Annotated in this window: 19 protein-coding genes; 9 read left to right on the forward strand and 10 right to left on the reverse strand. The window is 64.5% G+C overall.

Going from position 1 to position 21602, the window contains the following annotated elements:
- Nucleotides 1-347: 347 nt before the first annotated feature.
- The 6 genes from ACOZKU_RS25300 to ACOZKU_RS25325 all read left to right on the forward strand — a co-directional run bounded on the left by ACOZKU_RS25300 (nucleotide 348) and on the right by ACOZKU_RS25325 (nucleotide 6926).
- Nucleotides 348-1271 carry an amidohydrolase family protein gene (locus ACOZKU_RS25300; protein WP_421581224.1) on the forward strand — a complete coding sequence of 308 codons (924 nt, stop codon included), beginning with the start codon at nucleotides 348-350 and terminating at the stop codon, nucleotides 1269-1271.
- A gap of 16 nt (nucleotides 1272-1287) precedes the next feature.
- Entirely contained in the window at nucleotides 1288-2235 is a 948-nt protein-coding gene (locus ACOZKU_RS25305; RefSeq protein ID WP_160786443.1) for an amidohydrolase family protein, read from the forward strand.
- A 258-nt stretch (nucleotides 2236-2493) separates the two neighbouring features.
- Nucleotides 2494-3867, forward strand: coding sequence for a UbiD family decarboxylase (locus tag ACOZKU_RS25310; protein WP_314091334.1), 1374 nt, complete (start codon nucleotides 2494-2496; stop codon nucleotides 3865-3867).
- A gap of 3 nt (nucleotides 3868-3870) precedes the next feature.
- Entirely contained in the window at nucleotides 3871-4455 is a 585-nt protein-coding gene (locus tag ACOZKU_RS25315; protein ID WP_314091337.1) for a UbiX family flavin prenyltransferase, read from the forward strand.
- A gap of 1 nt (nucleotide 4456) precedes the next feature.
- The gene (locus tag ACOZKU_RS25320; protein WP_421581225.1) at nucleotides 4457-5395 is read left to right on the forward strand and encodes an XdhC family protein; all 939 of its coding nucleotides are present in this window, start codon (nucleotides 4457-4459) and stop codon (nucleotides 5393-5395) included.
- Between the two features lie 784 nt (nucleotides 5396-6179).
- Complete coding sequence (locus ACOZKU_RS25325; protein ID WP_421581226.1) at nucleotides 6180-6926, forward strand: WecB/TagA/CpsF family glycosyltransferase; 747 nt, start codon at nucleotides 6180-6182, stop codon at nucleotides 6924-6926.
- Between the two features lie 4 nt (nucleotides 6927-6930).
- On the opposite strand, the gene ACOZKU_RS25330 is transcribed toward ACOZKU_RS25325, so the two are convergent.
- The 3 genes from ACOZKU_RS25330 to ACOZKU_RS25340 are packed head-to-tail and all read right to left on the reverse strand — an operon-like array spanning nucleotide 6931 to nucleotide 11846.
- The gene (locus tag ACOZKU_RS25330; RefSeq protein ID WP_421581227.1) at nucleotides 6931-8502 is read right to left on the reverse strand and encodes a hypothetical protein; all 1572 of its coding nucleotides are present in this window, start codon (nucleotides 8500-8502) and stop codon (nucleotides 6931-6933) included.
- Nucleotides 8503-9621: a glycoside hydrolase family 5 protein gene (locus ACOZKU_RS25335; protein ID WP_421581228.1), complete on the reverse strand. Its 1119-nt coding sequence runs from the start codon at nucleotides 9619-9621 to the stop codon at nucleotides 8503-8505.
- Nucleotides 9618-11846: a GumC family protein gene (locus ACOZKU_RS25340; RefSeq protein WP_421581229.1), complete on the reverse strand. Its 2229-nt coding sequence runs from the start codon at nucleotides 11844-11846 to the stop codon at nucleotides 9618-9620. Before ACOZKU_RS25340 ends, ACOZKU_RS25335 begins: the two co-directional genes overlap by 4 nt.
- A 99-nt stretch (nucleotides 11847-11945) precedes the next feature.
- Between ACOZKU_RS25340 and ACOZKU_RS25345 the strand changes: the two genes are divergently transcribed.
- Nucleotides 11946-13301: a lipopolysaccharide biosynthesis protein gene (locus tag ACOZKU_RS25345; RefSeq protein WP_421581230.1), complete on the forward strand. Its 1356-nt coding sequence runs from the start codon at nucleotides 11946-11948 to the stop codon at nucleotides 13299-13301.
- On the forward strand, nucleotides 13298-14455 hold the full coding sequence (locus ACOZKU_RS25350; protein ID WP_421581231.1) for a glycosyltransferase family 4 protein: 1158 nt from the start codon (nucleotides 13298-13300) through the stop codon (nucleotides 14453-14455). Before ACOZKU_RS25345 ends, ACOZKU_RS25350 begins: the two co-directional genes overlap by 4 nt.
- Here ACOZKU_RS25350 and ACOZKU_RS25355 read toward each other — a convergent pair.
- The 7 genes from ACOZKU_RS25355 to ACOZKU_RS25385 all read right to left on the reverse strand — a co-directional run bounded on the left by ACOZKU_RS25355 (nucleotide 14368) and on the right by ACOZKU_RS25385 (nucleotide 19723).
- Nucleotides 14368-15855 carry a glucosamine inositolphosphorylceramide transferase family protein gene (locus ACOZKU_RS25355; RefSeq protein ID WP_421581232.1) on the reverse strand — a complete coding sequence of 496 codons (1488 nt, stop codon included), beginning with the start codon at nucleotides 15853-15855 and terminating at the stop codon, nucleotides 14368-14370. The genes ACOZKU_RS25350 and ACOZKU_RS25355 overlap by 88 nt on opposite strands.
- Entirely contained in the window at nucleotides 15855-16730 is an 876-nt protein-coding gene (locus tag ACOZKU_RS25360; RefSeq protein ID WP_421581233.1) for a hypothetical protein, read from the reverse strand. Before ACOZKU_RS25360 ends, ACOZKU_RS25355 begins: the two co-directional genes overlap by 1 nt.
- A gap of 192 nt (nucleotides 16731-16922) precedes the next feature.
- Entirely contained in the window at nucleotides 16923-17384 is a 462-nt protein-coding gene (locus tag ACOZKU_RS25365) for a hypothetical protein (RefSeq protein ID WP_421581234.1), read from the reverse strand.
- Between the two features lie 245 nt (nucleotides 17385-17629).
- The gene (locus ACOZKU_RS25370; RefSeq protein ID WP_314091363.1) at nucleotides 17630-18058 is read right to left on the reverse strand and encodes a DMT family transporter; all 429 of its coding nucleotides are present in this window, start codon (nucleotides 18056-18058) and stop codon (nucleotides 17630-17632) included.
- Nucleotides 18055-18537, reverse strand: coding sequence for a DMT family transporter (locus ACOZKU_RS25375; RefSeq protein ID WP_421581235.1), 483 nt, complete (start codon nucleotides 18535-18537; stop codon nucleotides 18055-18057). Before ACOZKU_RS25375 ends, ACOZKU_RS25370 begins: the two co-directional genes overlap by 4 nt.
- 120 nt (nucleotides 18538-18657) lie before the next feature.
- Nucleotides 18658-19356 (reverse strand): LrgB family protein, encoded by a 699-nt coding sequence (locus ACOZKU_RS25380; protein ID WP_421581236.1) that lies wholly within the window; start codon nucleotides 19354-19356, stop codon nucleotides 18658-18660.
- Complete coding sequence (locus ACOZKU_RS25385; protein WP_314091372.1) at nucleotides 19349-19723, reverse strand: CidA/LrgA family protein; 375 nt, start codon at nucleotides 19721-19723, stop codon at nucleotides 19349-19351. Before ACOZKU_RS25385 ends, ACOZKU_RS25380 begins: the two co-directional genes overlap by 8 nt.
- Nucleotides 19724-19943: 220 nt before the next feature.
- On the opposite strand from ACOZKU_RS25385, the gene ACOZKU_RS25390 reads away from it, so the two are divergent.
- Nucleotides 19944-21593 carry an ABC transporter substrate-binding protein gene (locus ACOZKU_RS25390; protein ID WP_421581237.1) on the forward strand — a complete coding sequence of 550 codons (1650 nt, stop codon included), beginning with the start codon at nucleotides 19944-19946 and terminating at the stop codon, nucleotides 21591-21593.
- The last annotated feature ends 9 nt before the right edge of the window (nucleotides 21594-21602 follow it).

Here is a 21602-nt window from a genome sequence, read left to right on the forward strand (position 1 = left end):
CCCGCGCACCCTCCAGCGCGCGGGCGGTCGCTGGCGTTTTTCTAGAAATATCTTTTAAAAATAATGACTTAGATTGATATTTTTATTGACATAAAGCCGTCGTCATGGTCTTTTTAGCCTTGAGTAGAAGCACCGAAAATTGCTCACCGTCTGTTGGAAGATGAGGCTGCGATGTCGATGCTGACTACGAAAGGGACACCCGCCGTTTGCGCCCCGTTTGGGGCCCCGGCCGTTCTTCTCCGTCATCGGCGTTTCCTGAGTTCGCGGATCCACGCCCGGCTTGTCCCGGCATGGCGTTCATCGCGCGGCCCCGCATCGACCGGACCCTCTACGACAGGAGAACAGGAATGATAATCGACCTAAGCTGCTACCCCACCGACCTGGTGGACCTGGCTTGGCGCCACGATGGACCGCCCTTCACCGGCGACAAGCTTTTGAAGATGATGGACGGCCCGTATTATGTGAACGGCAAGCCGCGCCGTGTGGACAAGGCCTTCATCCAGCCGCCGCAGGGCAACACCATCTACACCCATGAGATCATGGACCTGGAAGGCAAGGCCGCCATCCGCCAGTACATGGGCTACACGGAAAAGATGGTGACCGAGCATCCCGACCGTTTCCTCGGCTGCTTCGTCTACAATCCGCGTTACGGCGTGCAGAACGGCGTCGACGAAATCGAACGCTACTCCAAGGAATTCGATTTCAAGATGGTCCAGCTGCAGGCGAACATGCACGCCTACCGCCCGGACCGCGCGCTCGACTGGCTGCGCCCGGCCATGAAGAAATGCGCCGAGCTCGGCCTGATGGTGAAGGTGCATACCGGCGACGGTCCGTACTCGATCCCGACCGAGTTCTACCCGATCATCCGCGAGTTCCCGGAGATCAACTTCATCCTCGCCCACTTCGGCGTCCAGACGGGCGGCGTCTATGTGTTCGAGCCGATGCAGATGGCCTTGGACACGCCGAGCGTCTACGTCGAATCCGGCTGGTGCCTCCAGTCGCGTATCGTCGAATTCGCCAAGGTCCTGCCCAAGCACAAGATCCTCTTTGGCTCCGATACGCCGCCGAACGAGCCGGGCATGTGGATCAACCTTCTGGAAGTCCTGTGCCACGAGCCGCCGCAGGGCCTGAACCTCTCCGAGGACGATCTGGAAGACTACCTGGGCAACAACCTCGCCCGCATGATCGGCCTCGAGCCGACCAAGCCGCCGGCAACCGTCGAGGAAGCCGAGGCGTATCTGCGCCAGCACGGCGTCCAGATCGCCGCGTAAACGAACGGAGTGAACAATGATCATCGATACCCATCTTCACCCGACCAACCTCGTCGACGAGGCGTGGCGCCATACGGGAACGCCCTTCACGGGCGAGCGCATGCTCAAGCTGATGGACGGCCCCTACATGATCAACGGCAAGCCGCGCCGGATCGACATGGGCTTCATCCAGCCGCCGCCGGGAAACACCGGCTACCGTGACGGCAACCGCAAGGGCCGCGAAGGCATTCGCGACTACATGGCCTATATCGCCGAGCTGTGCGAGAAGTATCCGGACCGCTTCATCGGCAACTTCAACTACAACCCGCGCTGGGGGCCTGAAAACGGCGCGGCGGAGCTGGAATTCCACGTGAAGGAATACGGCTTCAAGATGCTGAAGCTGCATGCCAACATGCACGGCTACCGTCCCGACCGCGCGCTGGAATGGCTGCGTCCGGCGATGAAGAAGTGCGCCGAACTCGGCGTCGTCGTCCTCATCCACACCGGCGACGGCCCGTACACGATCCCGACGATGTTCTACCCGATCATCCGCGAGTTCCCGATGGTCAACTTCATCATCGGTCACTTCGGCATCCAGACGGGCGGCAACTACTCGTTCGAGTCGTTCTGGATGGCGATGGATACGCCGAACGTCTACTGCGAATCCGGCTGGTGCTTCCAGTCGCGCATCGTGGAGTTCGCCCAGCAGCTGCCGAAGAACAAGATCGTCTTCGGCACGGACAGCCCGCCGAACGATCCGGGCATGTGGCTGCGCGAGCTGGAGGTGCTATGCAAGGACCCGCCGCACGGCATCAACCTCTCTGAGGATGATCTGGAAGGCTATCTCGGCAACAACATCGCCAAGCTCGTCGGCATCGATCCGTCACCGCCGCCGCGCGACCTGAAGGACGCCCAGGCGCGCCTGACGGACAGCTATGCCGGCGTCGACCGCGCCACCGGCAAGCACCTGCTGCAGCCGGCCTGATGAACGACGCCCGCTGTCGAAAGGCGGCGGGCGAAAGACCCCCTCATCCGGCCTTCGGCCACCTTCTCCCCGTGGGGGAGAAGGGAGATGCGGCGCCCTCGGTTTTCCTCTCCTTTCCGGGGAGGAGAAGACAGGATCGCAAACCTCACGGTTTCCCCCTTCTCCCCCGCGGGGAGAAGGTGCCGGCAGGCGGATGAGGGGGCTTTTACCTATCGGGCGGCCGCAAGCGCCGCCAACCCCGAACACCGAGGCCGAGAGATGAGCCAGTACCACAAGCAAGACGTCCGCCGTTTCCTGGCCGATTACCAGGCCGAACATCCCGAGGACGTCATCACCATCGACCGGCCGGTCTCGGACGACCAGGACGCCACGGCGCTGATCTGGACGCTTGCGGACAAGGGCCAGCACCCGATGCTGTACCTGAAGAATGTCAGCGGCATCGGCGCTGAGGTCGTCTGCAACATCTTCGCCTCGCGCGACCGTATCGCCCGCCTGCTCGGCTCGACCGCCGACAGGCTGCACGAGGCCTATCAGGCCCGCTCCAATCGGCCGTTCGCGCCGGAAGTTCTGGAAAGCGGCCCGATCACCGAAGAGATCATCTCGGGCGACGACGTCGATCTCAACACGCTGCCGATGCTGAAGCACTTCGACACCGACCGCGCGAAATACATCACGTCGGGCATCATCATCGGCGAGCACCCGGAGACCGGTGCGGGTAACCTCAGCTATCACCGCGCGATGATCCATTCGAAGAATTCGCTGGCGACGTCGCTGCATTCGCGCGGCCATCTCTGGCGGCTGATGAACATGTCGAAGGAGAAGGGCAAGCCGATGCCGGTCGCCATGGTGATCGGCGGGCATCCGCTGTTCATGATCGCCGCTTCCGCCCGCCTTGCCTTCGGCGAGGACGAGCGCGATGTCGCCGGCGGGCTGATGGGCGAACCCTTGCAGGTCGTGCGCACGCCGAAATACGGCATCCGCGTTCCCGCCCATGCCGAGATCGTGCTGGAAGGCGTGATCGATCCCGAGGCGCATGTCGAGGAGGGGCCGTTCGGCGAGTTCACCGGCTACTCCTCCGACCGCTCGACCAACAACCTCTTTACTGTTGAGACCATTATGCGCCGGCGTGACGCCATGCTCGTCTCCGTCGCGGGCGGCAATTCGGCCGAACACCTCAACCTCGGCCGCGTGCCGCGCGAAGCCGAGGTCGTGGAGAAGCTGAAGGCCCGCTTCCCCTCGATCACCGCCGTTCACTACCCGTCGTCGGGCACTCATTTCCACGCCTATATCGCGATGAACCAGACCCGCGAGGGCGAGGCGCGGCAGGTGATGCTCGGCTTGCTCGGCTGGGACCAGTACCTGAAAAATGTCGTGGTGGTGGATGCGGACGTCGACATCACCAAGGACTCGGAAGTCCTCTGGGCGCTCGCCACCCATTTCCAGCCGCACAAGGATGTCGTCATCATCGAGGGCCTGCCGGGCAACGCGCTCGACCCGTCGGCAAGCGGCATCGGCACCACGTCCCGCATGGGCCTCGACGCCACGCGTGGTCCGAACTTCCATGGCGTACGTGCCCGCATCAGCGACGAGGCTTCGGCCCGCGCCGCCGCACTCCTCAAATCGGTGGGCTAGGTCATGACGACGCGGCCAAGACGCATGATCGTCGGCATCTCGGGGGCGTCCGGGGTTATCTACGGCAAGCGAATCCTCGAAGTGCTGCGCGACCTCGACATCGAGACGCACCTGATCATGTCGCGCGCCGCCTGCATCACGCTCGCGGCCGAGGCGGATTTCACGAAGCAGGATCTGGAGGCGCTGGCGACGACCACCCATTCCAACAAGGATATCGGCGCGGTCTGCTCCTCCGGCTCCTACAAGACGCTCGGCATGATCGTGGCACCCTGCTCGGTGAAGACCATGGCGGAAATCGCCACCGGCACGACGGACAACCTCTTGTCGCGCGCCGCCGACGTGGTGCTGAAGGAACGCCGCCGGCTCGTCCTGATGCTGCGCGAAACGCCGCTGCATCTCGGCCATATCAGGAACATGGCGCAGGTGACGGAAATGGGCGGCATCATCTATCCGCCGGTGCCGGCCTTCTACGCCAGGCCGAAGAGCCTCGAAGAGATGGTCGACCATACGGTCGGCCGCGTGCTTGACCTGTTCGATCTCGAAGCCGGCATCGTGCATCGCTGGCAGGGAACGCAAGGAGGGGAATGATATGGCCGCCCGCATCGCCGAGAACCTGGAATGGATCGCACCCGAACCCCGCGCCGCCTTCCTCTCCGACGATGCGATCGACATCCTCGCCTTCGCCGCTAAATCACTTGACGGCGGCCACGCTGCTGCGCTCGTCACATTGGTCGAAATCCGCGGTGGCGCCGCCCGCGCCATCGGCGCGCAGATGGCGGTGCGGGACGACGGTCTCTATTGCGGCTTCGTCTCCGGCGGCTGCACCGAGGCGGCCGTCGCCGCCGACGCGGTGATCGCCCTTCGCAAGGGCATGGACCGCAATCTCCGCCTCGGCGAAGGCTCGCCCTTCTTTGATATCGTGCTGCCCTGCGGCGGCGGCATCACGCTCGCCATCCATGTCTTGCGTAACGGTGCGGTGCTGCGCCGCGCGCTGACGGCGCTCCGGCGCCGCAATCCCGCGCGCCTGCGCTACCACCCCGGCACCCAGGCCCTGTCCTTCGCGCCGAGCGAGGGCGACAGCGGCTGGGAAGGCGATACGTTCGTGCGCGCCTACCGTCCGAAGCCGCGTTTGGTTCTGGCCGGCACGCCGATGGAGGCGGGGGCGGTGGCGCGTATCGCGACAGCTTCCGGCTACGAGGTCGTGACGATCGAGCGCGGCCAGACGCCATCGCCCGACCAGCTTGATGCCGACACGGCCGTCGCACTGCTGTTCCACGACATCGACCGCGAACTGCCGCTTTTCGACGCCGCACTTGCCTCGCCTGCCTTCTATATCGGTGCGCTCGGTAGCCGCCGCACCCATGCCAAGCGTTGCGATGCACTTCGCCAACGCGGCCACGGCGAGGACGATCTCGCCCGCATCAAGGCGCCGATCGGTATTTTCGACAAGGCGCGGGATGCAAACGCATTGGCGCTGTCCGTCGTCGCCGACATCGCCGAGACCTATCTGCACGCTGCGCGCGTCTAAGCATAGCCTCTTCATCTTCCGGCGGTGACTGGTCCTTCACCGGCCTGCCCGGCGCGGGGATCAGCCGTGCCGTCTCCAAGGACATCCGCCTGCGCGAGGCGGATCTCACGGGTACCGTCTGCAGGGACGGATCAATCCGCGATGTCGATCTCAAGGCGCGATTATCACACTCGACCAGATCATCGTCATCGCCGAGGCGCTTGGTCTCGACTTGGGGCTGAACTGATTTTGCGCCTCGCATCGGGACATGTTCTCGGCCCATCGTGCGTTTTGATTGATGCACTTTATGAGGGTGCTGCGTGAAATTCCTTCGGTCGTCATGATGCTCGCTTTTGCAACTTTCATAAAGTACCGTTTTGGAGCGGAAACTTCTCTCCGTGATTGTGGCGCTTTTCGATGTGCGCTGATCGATTAGGTTGTGTTCCCGCGTGTAGCGTTCTCATTCCCAGAATCCCGTATGCGAAACAATGGATTGCCTGAGTTCCGTGCGCCTCTTTTGTCGAGAGGAGTGCAACTGCCGGATTTATATAAGTTTAATCTATTTTTACCAATTAACTAATGATTCAGGATGTGCTTAACTCTTATGGTGGCATGATTTAAATCACTTCAATCGGAGGTGGTTGATATGGGCAACATCGACAAGGATGTCAAAGGCGGAGCTCCGTCGCAAAATACACGTATAGATAGAATAAAATTGAGCCCTCCTTCTCTCTCCCCGGCATGGGATCCGGAAGGGATGGCAATAGTTCGGCCAGGTGATCCCCGGCCTGACGACGCATCGGGGATGACGGTTGCGCGAGCCACATTGGGAGGATTGCCGATTGCCGTCATCGACCGGCAGGCGGCGGCAGCGCTGTTGATCGCGGCGGCGCACCGGCGGGGTCGAAAGCCCTTTTATTCCACCTCGGCCAATGGCGAGGTCATTGCCAGGGCTCATGCCGACGAGGCTATTGCCCGCCTCTTCCATGACGCCGACCAGATCCTTGCAGACGGCCAGCCACTGGTCTTCGCCTCGCGCTGGCTCTGCCAGCGAAAACTGCCCGAACGGGTCGCGACGACGGATCTTTTCCATGACGTGGCGAAGATCGCCGAGCGGGAGAGGGTGAGCTTCTATTTCTTCGGGGCAAGCGAGGCGGAGAACAGCCGCGCCGCCGTCGCCGTGCAGCGGCGCTACCCGGCGCTTCTCGTCATCGGGCGCTGCCACGGGTATCTGACGGGCAGGGCGCTGGAGCAGAAGGTCGACGAGATCAACCGGCTGGCGCCGGATATCCTGTGGTTGGGTCTCGGCGTGCCGCGCGAGCAGCTGTTCGTGCGCGATTTCCTGAGCCGCCTCGACCGCGTCGGTGTGATCAAAACCGCGGGCGGGCTGTTCGATCATCTGGCGGGCAAGACGCCGCGTGCGCCGCTCTGGATGCAGCGCACGGGGTTCGAATGGCTCTGGCGGGCATCGATGGAGCCGCGCCGGCTGCTCTGGCGCTATCTGAGCACCAATCCGCGTGCGCTCTACCTGCTCCTGCGCTACTCGCGCTGAGCCGTCAACGGCTCGCAGCCGCGCGGATATGCGTGCCGAAGGAAACGCCGGTGAGGAGCAGGGCAAGGCCAAGCGCCAGCGGGGAGAAGAACGCTTCCTCCTGCAGCACGGCATTGGCCGAGATCGTGACGATCGCCACGAAGGCGAACAGGAAATCCGGTCGGCCGGTCTCGATAAGCCGCCGGCCGGCGCTGACGGCAAGGGCGGCGAGGAAGCCGAAGAACACGAAGCTGCCGATGCCCATCTGGTAGAGCATCACGGCGACGGCGCTTTCGACCGGCACTGCCGCGGCCCCTTCGCCCTGTGCACGGTCCCAGTCGAGATTGGCGCTGGCGCTGGAGAGGTTGCCGCCGATGCCGAGCCCCTGGCCGAGGGGATTACCGAGAAAGTCGCGCACGCCGGCAATGAGGCCGAGCACGTGGTAGTCGCCGTGCCGCGCACCGTAGGCCGTCGCCGCCGCCGTCCAGACGGCCGCGAGAAACACGACGGCGATCAACGTCCGCCGGGGTCGCGTGGGACGGTAGGTCATGCGGGCGGCGAGCGCGACGGCGAGCAGGAAGGCCGCGCCCTTGGAGCCGATGACCAGCAGCAGCGGGAAGGCGGCGAGCGGCAGAAGCCAGCGGCCGCGAAACAGCAGCCAGGCGGAAGACAGGCTCAGCACATAGGCATAGCTGATCGGATGAAAATTCGGCCCGCCATTGCGGAAGATGCGCGGCAGCGCATCGCCGAAGAAGGCGGTGTTGAAGAAGGTGGCGGTCATCGTGTCTTCCAGCCCGCGCAGCACGAAGCCGGTTTCGCGCAGTGCTTTTTCCCAGACGCCCGCTTCGATCTGCTCTTTCAGGCCGCGCTGGACATAGAGATCGCCGTGGAAAAGCGCCAGGAAATCCATGCGGAAGATCTGCTCCAGATAACCGTAGCCGACCGCGATGGCACAGAGGCAGGCGACGGGCAGACGCATGTCGACCCGGTAGAGGCTCGCGGCGAGAAGCGCGATGTGGAAGCAGGCGAGCGGCGTGATCGTGTTGCGGAAATAGATGACCGCATCCTTCGGTCCGCCGCGCACCGCGCCGAGCGCCAGATAGAGCGTGATGACGGCGCAGAGCGCGAAGATGAGATGGAGCCAGGGCCGGAGCGCGGGCAGGGCGCGCACACGTGCCTGAAATGCTGCGGGCAGGAACAGGCCGAAGATCGTCATCAGGATGACGAAATTGGCGCCGCGCAGGGCATCGAACGTGGCGTCGTCGGGCACGAACGGCGTGAACCACGCGACGACGAGGTTCTGGAACAGGAAGGCGCAGGCGATCACGGTGGGCATGCCGGCCGGCAGGCTGACGGCAAGCACGGCGGTGATGAGGACGGTCGCGACAAAGCCGAAGGGCGTCCAGACGGCAAAGGCCGCGACCGCCGCGATGATGGTCGAAAAGGCGATGAAAAGGTGGAAGGCGGCGGAGTGCTGGCCGATGCTTGCCGCCGCCTGACCGGCCGCGAGCACGGCTTCGCTTTGCGTTGCGCTGTCTCCAGCGCGCTGGAAGGAGGTCGAGGGGCGGCTTTCGAACGAGGGAGAACGGGCTGTCATTTACGTCCCATCCTCGAAAAGCGCTGCGAGCATCGCCTCGTCAAACCCTTCGATGCGCATGCGGTCCGCGATCAGGCCAAAACCCTGGTCGAGCTCCCACCAGGCCCAGCCGATGCCGTGCGCCTCCGCCGCGCGCCGCACCGCGCGTGTCCAGGCCTGACGGCTGGCGGCATCGACGCAAAAATCGAGCACGCCGAATTCGTTGAGCATGACCGGACAGCCGGTGGCGGCAGACCAAGAGGCGGCTTGGCGGAATTGCGCGCGGATGGCCGCTTCCGTCCAGTCCGTTGCCAGCTGTGTTTCGAGCAGCTGGGCTGCTTCCGCGTCGCCTTTGGCACGCAGGGCCGCGATGCTCTCCCTGATGGCAAGCATGTCGCGTGTCGCGGGGAAGGGCAGGCGATGCATGCGGGCGAGAGGCGAGGTGCCCCAGGTCTGGCCCTGATGGGTGAAGGCGGTCGGCGCATAGAAATGCACCGCAGCGATCTGTCTGGCGTCGTCGAGCGGCGGCGTGTCGGTGAGCTGCCAGATACCCTGGTCCGGTGCCGGCCCCCAGACGATCGTGTGCTCCGGACAGGCGGCGTGCAGGATGGCGGCCAGCCGGTTGCGGAGAGGAAGCCAGTCGGCGGGCGCCATCGGCGGCTCGTTAAGAAGTTCCGGATAGACCCGGTTTGCGGGCAGATCGGCGATGACGGCGCGGAGCACCATCCAGGCTTGCACCACCTGCTCTCCGCCAGCGAGGGGATCGGTGCGGAGCGCGGTGTAAAGCGGGTCGGCGGGATGCAGGTCCGCCAGGACGGCAAAGCCGGTGGCAAGAAGCGTCTCGATACCCTCCCGAATGGCCCGCAGGGTGGGTGCACCGGCAAGGACGACATCGCCGTCGATGGGAAGGCGCACGGTTTCGAAGCCGCAGTGGCGAAGCTTTTCCAGCACCGCAACCGTGGGGGCGATGCCGTCCTTCCTGTCGAACCAGCCGGCTATGTTGATGCCGCGCGAGGGTACTGCGGCTTTGGCGTGGGGGAGGTGTGGGTCGGCCACGGCAAGCGCACCGGCCCCTGCCAGAGACAACAGGCCGCGGCGTGTCAGGACACCGCGCCCGATGCCGCCGCGTACCAGTGTCATTGGGCCGCTCCGGGCAGAGCGAAAGTCATGCCGGCTGTCTCGCCGGTGGCGATGACCAGCGTGGCGCTGCGTCCGATATCCTGTGCACCGAGGTGCCGGCGAAGCTGATTCTGCGCCTTTTCAAGTGTTTCGGCAGGGGGAAGGGCGAAGAGCATCAGATCGGCCGTGGCGAAGAAGGCCGCATTCCAATCCCGGTTGGCGAGCGATGGAGCGAGCAACAGCACGAAGTCGAAATCCGCGGCGAGCGTTTCATCGAGTGCGAAAGGCTGGTTGCCGCCGAGAGGGCATACGATCGTCGGCAGGCCGCTGGCGCCGTTGATGAAAACGCCGCCGTTCCTGCCGCCCTCCTGAAGTCGGTGGCTGGCGAATTCCACGACGAGCACGTTCTGGCCTGCCTGCTGAAGGCCGATGCCGATCATCGCGCTTGCCAGCCGCGCCTCGGCCGGATCGTGCAAGGAGGAGACCAGCAGCATGTGCGGCGCAGCATCGTCTGTCAGACGCGCGGCAATGCGCCGGACGAGCGCCAGCAGACTTCTCGAAAAGGCCTCGCCGCCCTGCCGGAGAAAACGTCGCCGCAGGGCGCGGATGCGGGCGGGCACCGCCATGCCGGGGATGCCCGGTAGGTCATAACGGCCCAGATCTTCGAGGTAGGCCGCGGGAGAGGCATCATCCTCGTTCGCTGCCAAGGGCAAGGAAAGCGCCTCTTGCCGTTTCTTTCCGCTCTCTTGATCAGTGTGTTCACGGGTCGGGGAAGCGTCAGGCTGCAACGCGGAGGGGCCGGTCGTTGCGCGCCTGTCAGCGGGCCCGCCCGCCACGGCAAGGCCGCAGCCGGCGAGCAGGCCGAGGGCGGCGCTGACGGGCAGGAGCAGCATCGGCGTCGGCCACGTCGGCTGCACGGGTGGCGCGGCAATGCCGATCACCCGCGCTTCCGAGCGCTGAAGACCCCGCATCTGTGCGGTTTCCTCCGCCCGTTTGAGCACATCGTCGAGCACGCTGCGGGCAGCTTCGGCCTTCGCCTCCAGCCGCCGCAATTCCACCTGCGCGGCATCGGCCGCCTGCGTCTGGCTGCGCAAGGTCGCAAGCTTTGCCTCGATCGTCGCAACCGCCTCGTCGGCGAGGTCGCGCTTGGCCTTCAACTCGCGGGAGATGCGTTCTGCTTCCTTCCCCATCAGCGTCTGCGTGCGGGAAAGCTCCGAGCGCAGGCGGCGGATCGTCGGGTGGCGTGCCTGATAGATGGCTTCGGCATTGGCAAGTTCGGCCGCGCGCTGGTTGTAGTCGGCGCGCAGGCGGTCGATTGCTGCGGAGGAGACGATGTCCGACAGTTTCTCGAGCGCCTCGGGAGATGCGCCTGCCGCAACGGCCTGTTCGTAGCGCCCGGTCGCCTGATTGGCGCCCGTGCGGGCGTCGAGCAGCTGTGTGGTGAGCTGGTCGATCTGGTCCTTCAGCGTGCCGCCGGCAGCAGGATCGAGGATTTCATGCGCGACGCGGAAGGCACCCACCGCACGGTCCGCCTCCGTGACGTTCTGCTGCAGGGCGGCCGTTCGCTCGGCGAGCCTGGTGTTGACATCCGCATTGGCGCTTTCGCGCTCGCCCGAAAGGCCAGCCCTGTAGCGCTCGACGATGGCATTGGCGATGCGGGCCGCCTTCTGCGCGGAGGAAGACTTGAAGCTGACGTCGATGACATAGGTCAGCCCCGCCCGCTCCACCGTGACACGCCGTTCGAAGCGCCGGAAGACCGCATCCTTCTCCGGCTTGTCCGTGCCGCCCAGAAAGGAGAACAGGCCGCGACCGGCAAACTCCGGATCCTCGGCGATCCGCTCGCTCTCGAAGACGGCCATCAGAAGGTCGCGCGACTGGATGACGAAGACCTGGCTCGCCACGGCCGCGCTGTCGGCGCCGATGCCGGGCAGCACGGTTTCGAAATTGGTGGAACGCGCATCGCGGGGGTCGATCAGCAGGGAGGCGGTGGCCGTATAGGTCGGCTTGGTCACGGCGAGGTAGACAAGCGCGAGGGCCAGCGCACCAGCGGTCAGCGCAAGAATCCTCACGCGGTGACGCCACATCCGCGCGCCCACGGCTCCCACGTCGAACAGGGGCGGAAACATATTCCCGGTCGAATCCAGCGCTGCCATGCTGCCGTCTCTGCCTTTTACACCTGCCCGAACGGTCAGGTTGTCAAAGGAATTGCTACCACAGGTATGGTTAAAGATTTCGAAAGTAACCATTGCGCGCGTTTTCAGTGGCGCGGCGGCGGGATTGAGTCTATCTCGGAAATGCGCGCATTGAGCGTATCGTGGCAGAGAATTCCATTTATAGGGTATTTCGTGTCCAAAGGCGAACGTCTTCCGATCCGCACGCTCGTCCGGCACGGTGCCGCCGCCGGCATCATCAAGCTTGCGAGCGCCGGCCTCACGTTCCTGCTCTTCATGGCCGCGGCCATGGTGACGGATCAGCGGCAATTCGGCCTGTTCAGCACGGCCTATGCGGGGGCGAGCCTCGTTTCCTTTTTCTCGATCGTCGGCCAGCACGCCGCCGTCCTGCGCTTCTGGCCGCAATATGCCGGCATCGGGGATATCGCATCGGCCAACGGCCTGATGGTCCGGGCGATCCGCCTGACCCTGATCGGCCTTGCCCTGTCCACGCTGCTCGTCGCGGTGGCTGCCCTTCTGCCCGTCGGCGGCGTGCCGGAATGGCGGTCGCTCATTCTGGCAACCGCGGGATTGACGCTTGCGCTCGGCTGGTCCGAATTCACCGCCTGCGCCCTGCGCGCCAGGAGCGACCTTTTTGGCGGCCTGTTGCCGCGTGACATCGTCTGGCGCGTGGTGGCCATCCTGGCCTTCGCCCTCTCCGGCTTTTTTGCGCTTGGCCTGAGCGCGGTCACCGCGACGACGCTGCTGGCGGGCCTGCTCCTTCTCTGTGTCCTGCCGCAGACGGTCGTTCTCCTGCGCGACACGTATCAAACGCCACGCGGACCGCTGACGCCGGCACAGAGGGCGGAATTCAAGACGGTGACGCTCGGTCTCTGGGGTGTCACGGCGCTGCCGCCGGCGCTGGGGCAGGCAAGCACGCTCCTGGTGGCGGCGATCCTCGGGCCGGAGGCGGCGGGCGGGATTTTTGTCGCCGACCGCGTCATGCGCCTTGCGGTGCTGGCGTTGAACGGCATCAACCAGGCGGTTGCGCCACAGATATCAGGTGCCTTTCACCGGGGTGAGCGGGAGCATGTGCAGCGCCTGACCGGCCTTGCGGCGATCGGCGGCTTTGCGCTGGCGCTTGCCCTGCTTGTCGTGTTCGTGCTGTTCGGCCGGCCCATCCTCGCCATCTTCGACCCTGCCTATGCGACCGGCACGCTGCACGCTGCGCTGCTCCTTCTCGGCCTCGGCGCCGTCATCGGCACGGCCTGCGGGCCGACGGAGCTCACCATGCAACTGACGGGCCTGCAGCGGGAGCTGTTTCGCACGCTGGTCGTCGTCAACACGCTCGGCCTCGCCGTCACGGCCGGCCTGACCCTTTCGCTCGGTCCGGTCGGCGCGGCACTCGGCATGGCCGGCACGATGGCGGTCTGGTGTGTGCTCGGCGCGACGATCACCCGTCGGCAGATCGGTATCGATCCGTCCGTCCTTGGTTTCTTCACCGGGCAGGACGCAACCGCTGTCCGCCTTCTCCTGAAAGGCCGCTCATGAAGATCATCCAGGTTCAGACGCAGGCGGAAGCCGGCGGAGCGCAACGCATTTCCGATATGCTGGGCGAGGGGCTGAGGGCGCGTGGGCACGACGTGCGAACGGTCTTCCTCTACCGCAAGACCGATGTCTACGACGGCGATCCCTACGCCGATTTCATACTGGCCGGGCCGCCGCTGGGGCCGGCCGGCCAGATGCGCGCGGTGCTTGGTCTTGTCGGCTATATACGCAAGGCGCGGCCGGATGCGGTCCTCTCGTTCCAGCATTACGGCAACATTGCCGGTACGCTCGCCGCCCGGCTTTGCGGCGTTACCACCATTGTCGCCAACCAGAGCGGCGCGCCGCAGGCGCACGGCATGCGCGGGCTGCTGACGCGGATCGATCGGCTGATGGGGATGATGGGCCTCTATCATCGCAATATCGTCAATTCCGCGTGGACGCGGGCGCAGTTCGACGCCTTTCCGGCGGCCTATCGCAAACGCCTGCATCGCATCGATCACGGCGTTGCCGCCCCCGCCCGGGCTTTCGACCCCACGGCTGCGCGTAAAGTCTTCGGCCTGCCGCACAGGTCCACGATTGTGCTGTCCTCCGGCCGCCTCGCACCCTCCAAGAACCAGGCGGCCCTCGTTCGCGCGCTGGCGCTGATCCCTGACGTGCACCTCGCCATCGCGGGGGCGGGACCGGAGGAAACAAACCTTGTGGCCCTTGCCGAGACCCTTCATGTGCGCAGTCGCCTGCATCTCGTGGGCGAGGTGCCGCCGGCCCGGATTTTCGAATTTCTCGCCGCGGGGGACGTCTATGCTTTCGCGTCGATGACGGAAACGTTTGGCCTTGCCGCCGTCGAGGCCGCGGTTGCCGGCCTGCCGGTCGTTGCGGCCGATCTGGATGTGCTGAAGGAGGTACTGACGACAGCCGAAGGGGCGCCGGCCGCACTTTTCGTGCCGGCGGATGCGGACGGTCTCGCCGCTGGGCTGGCCGCTCTTTTCTCGGATCCGAAACTGGCTGCCAGTCTCTCCGCCGCCGGCCGCCGGCTCAGTCAGCAATATGCGCCCGACGGGATGTGCGCGGCTTATGAGGCTCTGCTGCTGCCCGGCCGTTTGCGCACCACGGCAATGCCGTCGATCACCTCGAGCGGTCCGGAGCGGTTGAGCGTGTGAATGCGCGGATAGGGCCAGTCGCCATCCGTCCGGATGGTGCGCGGTTCGGAAAAACGGACCATGGTGTCGTCGAGCGCCAGCAGTTCCGCAAGACCAAGCCCGCCGCCATAGCCGAGCGTTCCGTCCTGCACCGGTAGGAACAGGCGTGCCGATCCGTCCCGAACGAAGGCGCCACCCGGTCGCGCCCGCCGCCGGTCGATGAGGATAGGGTTCAACGCGTGCGGCTTCCAGGGGCCGGTGAGAACAGGGGCGGAAAACACCACGAGCGTATCGGACGTGCTGCCGTGGCCGTCGCGATGCGTGGCGAACAGCCAGAGTTTCCCGCCATGTTCGAGCAGGGTCGCGTCGGAGATATCGCCTTCCAGCAGCACGGCTTCTGCCGCCCACCGATCCGGAAAGTCCACGGCGCGGTAGAGGACGAGCCGCCCGCTCGCGCTCGCCTCCGGCAGCATCCAGACTGCGCCGTCCCGTGCGAAGACCTGCGGATAGGAAAGGTGGTGCGGCTCTTCCAGAACGACTCGTGGAGCCTGTGGCTTTCCCGTGCCGTCGAAGGGCACGACGGAAATGACGGCTTTGCCGATGGCATGGACATAGTCCTCGACGAAGAGGTAGGCACGGCCATGCCAATGGAAGGGGAAGGGATCGGCATAGAAGCGATCGCCGTCGTCCGGCAGTATCTGCCAGCCCGTGCCAAGCTGTTCGGTTTCAGCGACGCCTTCCCCGTCGCGAAACCGGTAGCCGATCCGCCAATGGGTATGCCGGAAGCGCAGGCGGCGCCATGCCTCCCGGCCAAGGCGCGGCAGGGACCGCAGGACATAGGCGCGTGTGAAACCCGCCGCCGCGTGCGCTGGTACGGGTGTGCCGAGAGAGAAGAGGCGCCCTTCGGCGAAGGCACGCACCATTGATACGAGCAGCGTCACCGCTCGCGCGAGCACGTCGTCGAGGCCGAGTGCTGGTGTTTCGCGCCGGTCGATCATGGGTAAGGCCTGTCCGACCATGGTTTTTCCATCGAGGATAGCTTCCAGGACGGGTAGTCGTCCCATGGCGATGCTGACGGCGGCGGCGAGGTCGAAGACGGCGCCATCGAAACGAAGCGTCAGCGTCGGTACATCAACGGAGACCGCATCGCCGGTCAGATCGAGGCGCAGGGCGGGCGGGCGTTGCCGGGGCATTTGCGCGATGGCGTCAAGGCGAGCGGAGAGTGCCTTTCCCGGTTTGCGCAACAGGGTTCGTTCCAGTGAAAGAAGCATGTGCACCGCAGCCGGCCAGGGCTTTGCCGTCCCGTCGTGCAGCACGGCGACGTCATGCCCTTCCGCGACCAGCCGCTCGATCAGCACATGCTGCCAGCGGCGCGGTTCTTCCCGTGGCACGATGATGTCTATGGCCAGGGTGTGCGCCATCACGAGCCGAAGACGACGAATTCCGTAAAGGCGAGATCGCCGGGCCAGGGTGGGTTCGGCCCCTTGGCATATTTCGGCCCGACGCCGGCGAAATAACGGCCGAACAATCCCTGCACCGGCCCGCAGGCGTCGACGATGCCGAAGATCTTCCCCTTGCGCAGAAGGTGTCGGCCCAGTGCACCGGCACAGAGGCTGAGATCGGCGTGCGAGCGGCAGTAGATGACCTGACTGCACGGCACGAGCCCGCGCAGCACCCGCCGCGCCTTGAAAACGAAGGGATAGGTGACGCCGTTCCTGACGCAGACGAATGCGTCGCAGCCAAGCGCGGCGTGTTCGAGCAGGATATGGCGCTCGTTTTGCGTCAACGCATCGAGCTCCGGCGTATCCGGCCGCGCGGCGACCGTTCGGCCGCCTCCTGAAAAGCGCAGCAAGGGCATGAATGCGTGCTGCCCCTCGGCGAAACGCTTGAAACGCAGCGCCTCCGTCACCTTCAAGGTTACCGGCGCCGGGGTGATGCTGAGATAGGTCACATCGCGGCGACGCATCGCCGTCATGATCAGCTTGCCGGCATAGGCCCGAAACGCTTCGTCGACGGCCCAGCTGGAGAGATTGCAGCGTATGCCTTCATCCGCGCCATGGCGAAAGAACAGGGTCAGCATGACGCCGACGATCTGCCCGGCATTGTCCAGAACATAGCCGTATTGCGGCAGGTCATCCACAACCGGCCGCCGTCCCATGCGCGCAAGAGCCTCCTGCCAATGCTGTCTCGGGCGCTCGGGAAACCCCCGCTCCAGACAGCTCATCACACCATCGAAATCCGCTCCGTCGATGGGCCGGCAAACGAGACCTTCCGGGAGGGCGCCGAGAATGCTCATCCACGTCATCCAAACTTATAGTTGTGAAAATACAATTGAACAATTATAGAGGGTTTGAATTCGTGTAAATGCCTTCTTTTGAAATCGAATAGCTGCACATCATCGGGGCACGCGCAGTAGCACGCGAATGCGAGTGCAGTCGCCGCCGCATACTCGTGGGGGTACGGCGGATGGCTACGGCCTGCGGAAATCTCAGAGGAAGGGCGTGATGGCGAGTGGCAGGCCTACGACGATCATGAGGCTCAGAAGCAGGGCGGAAACCAGTTTCAGACGGTTGCGCTTTCGGGTGGATTCGCCGGTCCAATCATACGTCATACTCTTCCCCTCATAGGCATGCGTGTCGCGATTGCATTCGCGAGCGGGCAAATCTGGCGGCAATGGGGCATCACGGCAACCCCTGAAATCTTTAGGGTCTTCCGGAGCATGCGAACTCCGGCAGAGGCGATGTTCAGCCGTCTGGCCTGCAGTCCCCGTTTCCCGACAGCGGTGGAGCGCGTCCTGCAGGATGCGGCGGGCGCGATAGGCACAAAACGGAATGGGCTGACCGTTGCCGCGCGCCTGCTCCAAGCGCGTGTCGATATTGCGGATGGCGCGGGCCAGGCGTTCGGCGGGCGGCAGTTCGGGCAGGGGCGAGCGGAAGCGTGGCTGGGGCATGTTCATTTCCTCGAATCGGTGCCGTCATGGCGCCGCGTGGACCCTAGCCGGCTCGCCGATCGAACCAAGCGACTCATGATTGCGGGGCTTGTCGCGGTGGGTAAATCCTCAAGGCCGGTCGGAAAATTTGAATCGAATGCCAGCGATCGGCGGACCGCAGGCAATGCGCGGATACCGCCGCGCCCCATTTCGAGACGCGGTGTCGGGGTGTCGCGAATATCGATGACGGGATCGCGTCTGGGGATTTATTCGCGCGGCCGGCGTTGAGCGACCACCATGCCGGCCATGATGAGCACGACGCCGAGGCTTGAGAGCCAGAGCGAGAGCCGACCGGATTGCAGCAGATCGATCGCAAGGCCGCACACCATCTGCCCGCCGATGATGAGAAGTGCCGTATTGACGGCACCGATACGAGCGACGAGCCAGCTGCTGAGCGCCACGAAGACGACGCCGATCGGGCCGCCAAGATAGGCGTACCAGGGCGCCTCCGTGGCACCGGCAGGCCAGAGGCCGCCGAGAGCGAGCCCGAGCAGCGTCAGCGCGATGAAGCCGACGAAATGGTTCCAGAAGGAGGCGGTCAACGGCGAGGTCGAGAGGCTGAGCCGGCCATTGAGCTGGCGGCTGAGGCCGACGAGCAGGCCGGCCGCACCGGCAATCACGATGAACGGGCTCATGCTGCGCCCCTCCCGGCCAGGAGGATCAGCAGGCTGCCGGCGAGAACGAGGGCGAGGGCTGCGAAATCCCGGAAGGTGATGGGCCGCTTCGGCAGGCCGAACAGGCCCCAGCCATCGGCGACGAGACCAAAGAGCAATTGTCCTGCGAGCCCCAGCGCCAGCGTGCCGGGCAGGCCGGCGGGCGAATTGACCGCCATGGAGGAGAGCACGACGGTTGCCGCGCCTGAGAGGCCGCCGAGATAGGCCCAGAACGGCGCGGGCGGCCTTGGTTGCGAAGATGGGCGCCTGCGGGGCAAAACGAAGAGGAAAAGCAGTGCCGCGACCGTTCCTGTCGCATGGGCGGTCCAGGAGGAGAACAGCGAATTGCCGTAATGGGCGAGCGCACCGTTGAATTGCACCATCAGCGCCAGCAGGCCGCCGGTGCCGAAGGCTATGAGGAAGCCGAGCGGATGGGCACGGTTCTGGGGAGTGGACTGCATCATCGGCCTCCTGATAGTGCCGACCCGATCGTCCGCACCTCCCGGCTCCTGTCAGCAAAGCGGTCGAAGATCAAGCGGGCTCTTCGTTGGAGACGTCCATGGGCGCCGCCAGCGCCGCGGCTAGAGGAAGAGATGGACGATCAGCGAGGTCAGGACGGCGTTGAGGCCCATGGCAATGCCGGAGAACAGACCCGCGACCGGATCCACGGAATAGGCGCGCGCGGTGCCGATGCCGTGCGAGGCAAGGCCGACGGCAAAGCCGCGGGCGCTGTAGTCCTTGATGCGCATGGCGTTCATCATCGGCGTGACGATGATGGCGCCGCAGATGCCGGTGAGCACGACGACCGCGGCGGTCAGCGCAGGATCGCCATTGAGGCCGGAGGAAATCGCCATGGCGACGGCCGCTGTGGTGGATTTCGGCGCAAGCGACGCGACGACGGACGAGGAGAAGCCGAAGAGATGGGCGAAGAAGACCGTCGCGCCGACGGCGGTGAGGCTGCCGGCAATGAGGGCGGCGAGCATCGGCACGAGGTTGCTCTTCACCAGCGATAGCTTTTCGTAAAGCGGGATGCCGAGCGCGACGGTCGCCGGCCCGAGTAGGAAATGGATGAACTGTGCGCCCGCGAAATAGGTTTTGTAGTCGATGCCGGCGAGGCAAAGCACCACGGCAATGACGGCGATCGTCAGCATGATCGGGTTGAGCAAGGGATTGCCGGGGCGCAGGCCCGCAATACCGGTGGCGGCAAGCCAGACGGCCAGCGTTCCGGTCAGCCAGAGCAGGGGAGAGGTGGCGAGATAGACCCAGAGCGCACTATTCATCGGCATAACCTCCGGTGAGACGCTTCACCAGAATGAACACCCAGACGGTCACCGTCAGCGTGATCACCGTCGACAAAAGCACGATGGCGAGCAGCGCAAAACCCCGGTCGCGGATGAGATCGAGATGCTGGATGATGCCGACGCCGGCGGGTACGAAGAGAATGCCGAGATTGGCGAGGATGGACCGCGACGTCTCCAGGGTCTGCTGATGCGCCGGCTGAAGCGTCTTCACGCCGCCGGTCAGCGTCAGCACCACGGCGATCATCGCCATGCCGATGACCGGGCCGGGCACGAAGCCGCCGAGAAAATAGGCTGCTACTTCGCCGATCAATTGAAAGACCAGCAGGATCGTTATTCCGACAATCATGCGTTTCCCCTCATTCCATGCCCGTCGCGGGCTGCGCTCCGGTCCATGGAAGGAGTAAAGACGTTTTGCCTCGAAATCCATGGTTCTCGGGCGGCTGTTTTCCATGGATGGGGACGGCCAGAAAGAGGGGTTGTCTTTTCCGCCAATTGTATGATTGACTTACGAAAATGACATCCGGTCATCGGATGCCGAGGTTATCGTCAAACAACGGGGAACGGAAATGAACAGGGAAACGATTTCGAGCCGAATGCGTCCGCTGCTCGCAGGTGCTGCCTTCTCGCTGCTGCTCGTCTCGGGCGGCATGGCGCCGGCCTTCGCCGAAACGCCGGCCGATACGCTCGTTCAGGCCTGGGCGATCGACGATACGATCACGCTCGATCCGGCAGAATCCTTCGAGCTGTCGCCGGCCGAATTCATCGGCAATGCCTATGACATGCTGGTGCGCCTCGACATCAACGACACGACCAAGGTAAAGGGCGGTATTGCCGACAGCTGGACCGTGTCCGACGACGGCCTGACCTATACGTTCAAGCTGAAGCCGGGCATCAAGTTCGCCTCCGGCAACCCGGTCACCGCCGAGGATGTCGCCTGGTCCTTCGAGCGCGTCGTCAAGCTCGACAAGAGCCCCGCCTTCATTCTCACCCAGTTCGGCCTGACGGGCGACAACGTCACGGAAAAGGCCAAGGCCGCCGACGAGAACACCTTCGTCTTCACCGTCGACAAGGCCTATGCGCCGAGCTTCGTGCTGAACTGCCTCACCGCCACCGTCGGCGCCGTGCTCGACAAGAAGTTGGTGATGGAGCATGCCGAGGCCAAGACGCCGAGCGACGAATACAAGTACGACACCGATTTTGGCTATGGCTGGCTGAAGACCAACTATGCGGGCTCCGGCCCGTTCAAGATCCGCGACTGGCGCGCCAATGAAATCCTCGTGCTTGAGCGCAACGACAATTATTACGGCGAAAAGCCCGCGCTCGCCCGCGTCATCTACCGCCACGTCAAGGAAAGCGCCACGCAACGTCTGATGCTGGAAGCCGGTGACGTCGATGTCGCGCGCAACCTGGAGCCGGGCGATCTCGACGCGGTCTCCAAGAACGCCGATCTTGCGACGACCAGCTCGCCGAAGGGCACGGTCTATTACATCAGCCTCAACCAGAAGAACGCGAACCTCGCCAAGCCCGAGGTACGCGAGGCCTTCAAGTATCTCGTCGACTACGACGCGATCGGCTCGACGCTGCTCAAGGGCATCGGCGAAATCCGCCAGACCTATCAGGCCAAGGGCGTGCTCGGCGCGCTGGAGGCGAGCCCCTACAAGTTCGATGTGGCGAAGGCCAAGGAGCTCCTGGAAAAGGCCGGCCTGAAGGACGGCTTCTCCGTGACCTTCGACGTACGCAACACGCAGCCGGTGACAGGCATTGCCGAATCCTTCCAGCAGTCAGCCGGCCAGGCCGGCGTGAAGATCGAGATCATTCCCGGTGATGGTAAGCAGACGCTGACCAAATACCGCGCTCGCAACCACGATCTCTATATCGGCCAGTGGGGCATGGATTACTGGGATCCGAACTCGAACGGCGAGGCCTTCACGTCGAATCCCGATAACAGCGATGACGCATCGGTCAAGACGCTCGCCTGGCGCAATGCCTGGGACATTCCGGAACTGACGGCGCAATCCAAGGCGGCCCTTCTGGAGCGTGACAACGGCAAGCGCGCCGAAATGTACCAGAAGCTGCAGCAGGAGGCACTGGAGACCAGCCCCTTCGTCATGATCTTCCAGCAGATCGAAGCGGCCGGCCTGCGCGGTTCGGTTAAGAACTACAAGCTCGGTCCGTCCATGGACACGAACTTCCTCGCGCCCGTGACAAAGCAGTGAGCTGAAGGA

This window comes from Shinella sp. M31, from assembly GCF_049199205.1.
Taxonomy (GTDB): Bacteria; Pseudomonadota; Alphaproteobacteria; order Rhizobiales; family Rhizobiaceae; genus Shinella.

Bases quoted from the DNA above. Each gene is read 5' to 3' on its own strand.
- ACOZKU_RS25355 (WP_421581232.1), bottom strand. From the start codon at position 15,855: ATGGCGCACACCCTGGCCATAGACATCATCGTGCCACGGGAAGAACCG.
- ACOZKU_RS25325 (WP_421581226.1), top strand. From the start codon at position 6,180: ATGACGGTTGCGCGAGCCACATTGGGAGGATTGCCGATTGCCGTCATC.
- ACOZKU_RS25375 (WP_421581235.1), bottom strand. From the start codon at position 18,537: ATGCAGTCCACTCCCCAGAACCGTGCCCATCCGCTCGGCTTCCTCATA.
- ACOZKU_RS25390 (WP_421581237.1), top strand. From the start codon at position 19,944: ATGAACAGGGAAACGATTTCGAGCCGAATGCGTCCGCTGCTCGCAGGT.
- ACOZKU_RS25360 (WP_421581233.1), bottom strand. From the start codon at position 16,730: ATGAGCATTCTCGGCGCCCTCCCGGAAGGTCTCGTTTGCCGGCCCATC.
- ACOZKU_RS25385 (WP_314091372.1), bottom strand. From the start codon at position 19,723: ATGATTGTCGGAATAACGATCCTGCTGGTCTTTCAATTGATCGGCGAA.
- ACOZKU_RS25300 (WP_421581224.1), top strand. From the start codon at position 348: ATGATAATCGACCTAAGCTGCTACCCCACCGACCTGGTGGACCTGGCT.
- ACOZKU_RS25380 (WP_421581236.1), bottom strand. From the start codon at position 19,356: ATGAATAGTGCGCTCTGGGTCTATCTCGCCACCTCTCCCCTGCTCTGG.
- ACOZKU_RS25330 (WP_421581227.1), bottom strand. From the start codon at position 8,502: ATGACAGCCCGTTCTCCCTCGTTCGAAAGCCGCCCCTCGACCTCCTTC.
- ACOZKU_RS25350 (WP_421581231.1), top strand. From the start codon at position 13,298: ATGAAGATCATCCAGGTTCAGACGCAGGCGGAAGCCGGCGGAGCGCAA.
- ACOZKU_RS25370 (WP_314091363.1), bottom strand. From the start codon at position 18,058: ATGAGCCCGTTCATCGTGATTGCCGGTGCGGCCGGCCTGCTCGTCGGC.
- ACOZKU_RS25305 (WP_160786443.1), top strand. From the start codon at position 1,288: ATGATCATCGATACCCATCTTCACCCGACCAACCTCGTCGACGAGGCG.
- ACOZKU_RS25315 (WP_314091337.1), top strand. From the start codon at position 3,871: ATGACGACGCGGCCAAGACGCATGATCGTCGGCATCTCGGGGGCGTCC.
- ACOZKU_RS25310 (WP_314091334.1), top strand. From the start codon at position 2,494: ATGAGCCAGTACCACAAGCAAGACGTCCGCCGTTTCCTGGCCGATTAC.
- ACOZKU_RS25365 (WP_421581234.1), bottom strand. From the start codon at position 17,384: ATGCCCCAGCCACGCTTCCGCTCGCCCCTGCCCGAACTGCCGCCCGCC.
- ACOZKU_RS25340 (WP_421581229.1), bottom strand. From the start codon at position 11,846: ATGGTTACTTTCGAAATCTTTAACCATACCTGTGGTAGCAATTCCTTT.
- ACOZKU_RS25335 (WP_421581228.1), bottom strand. From the start codon at position 9,621: ATGACACTGGTACGCGGCGGCATCGGGCGCGGTGTCCTGACACGCCGC.
- ACOZKU_RS25320 (WP_421581225.1), top strand. From the start codon at position 4,457: ATGGCCGCCCGCATCGCCGAGAACCTGGAATGGATCGCACCCGAACCC.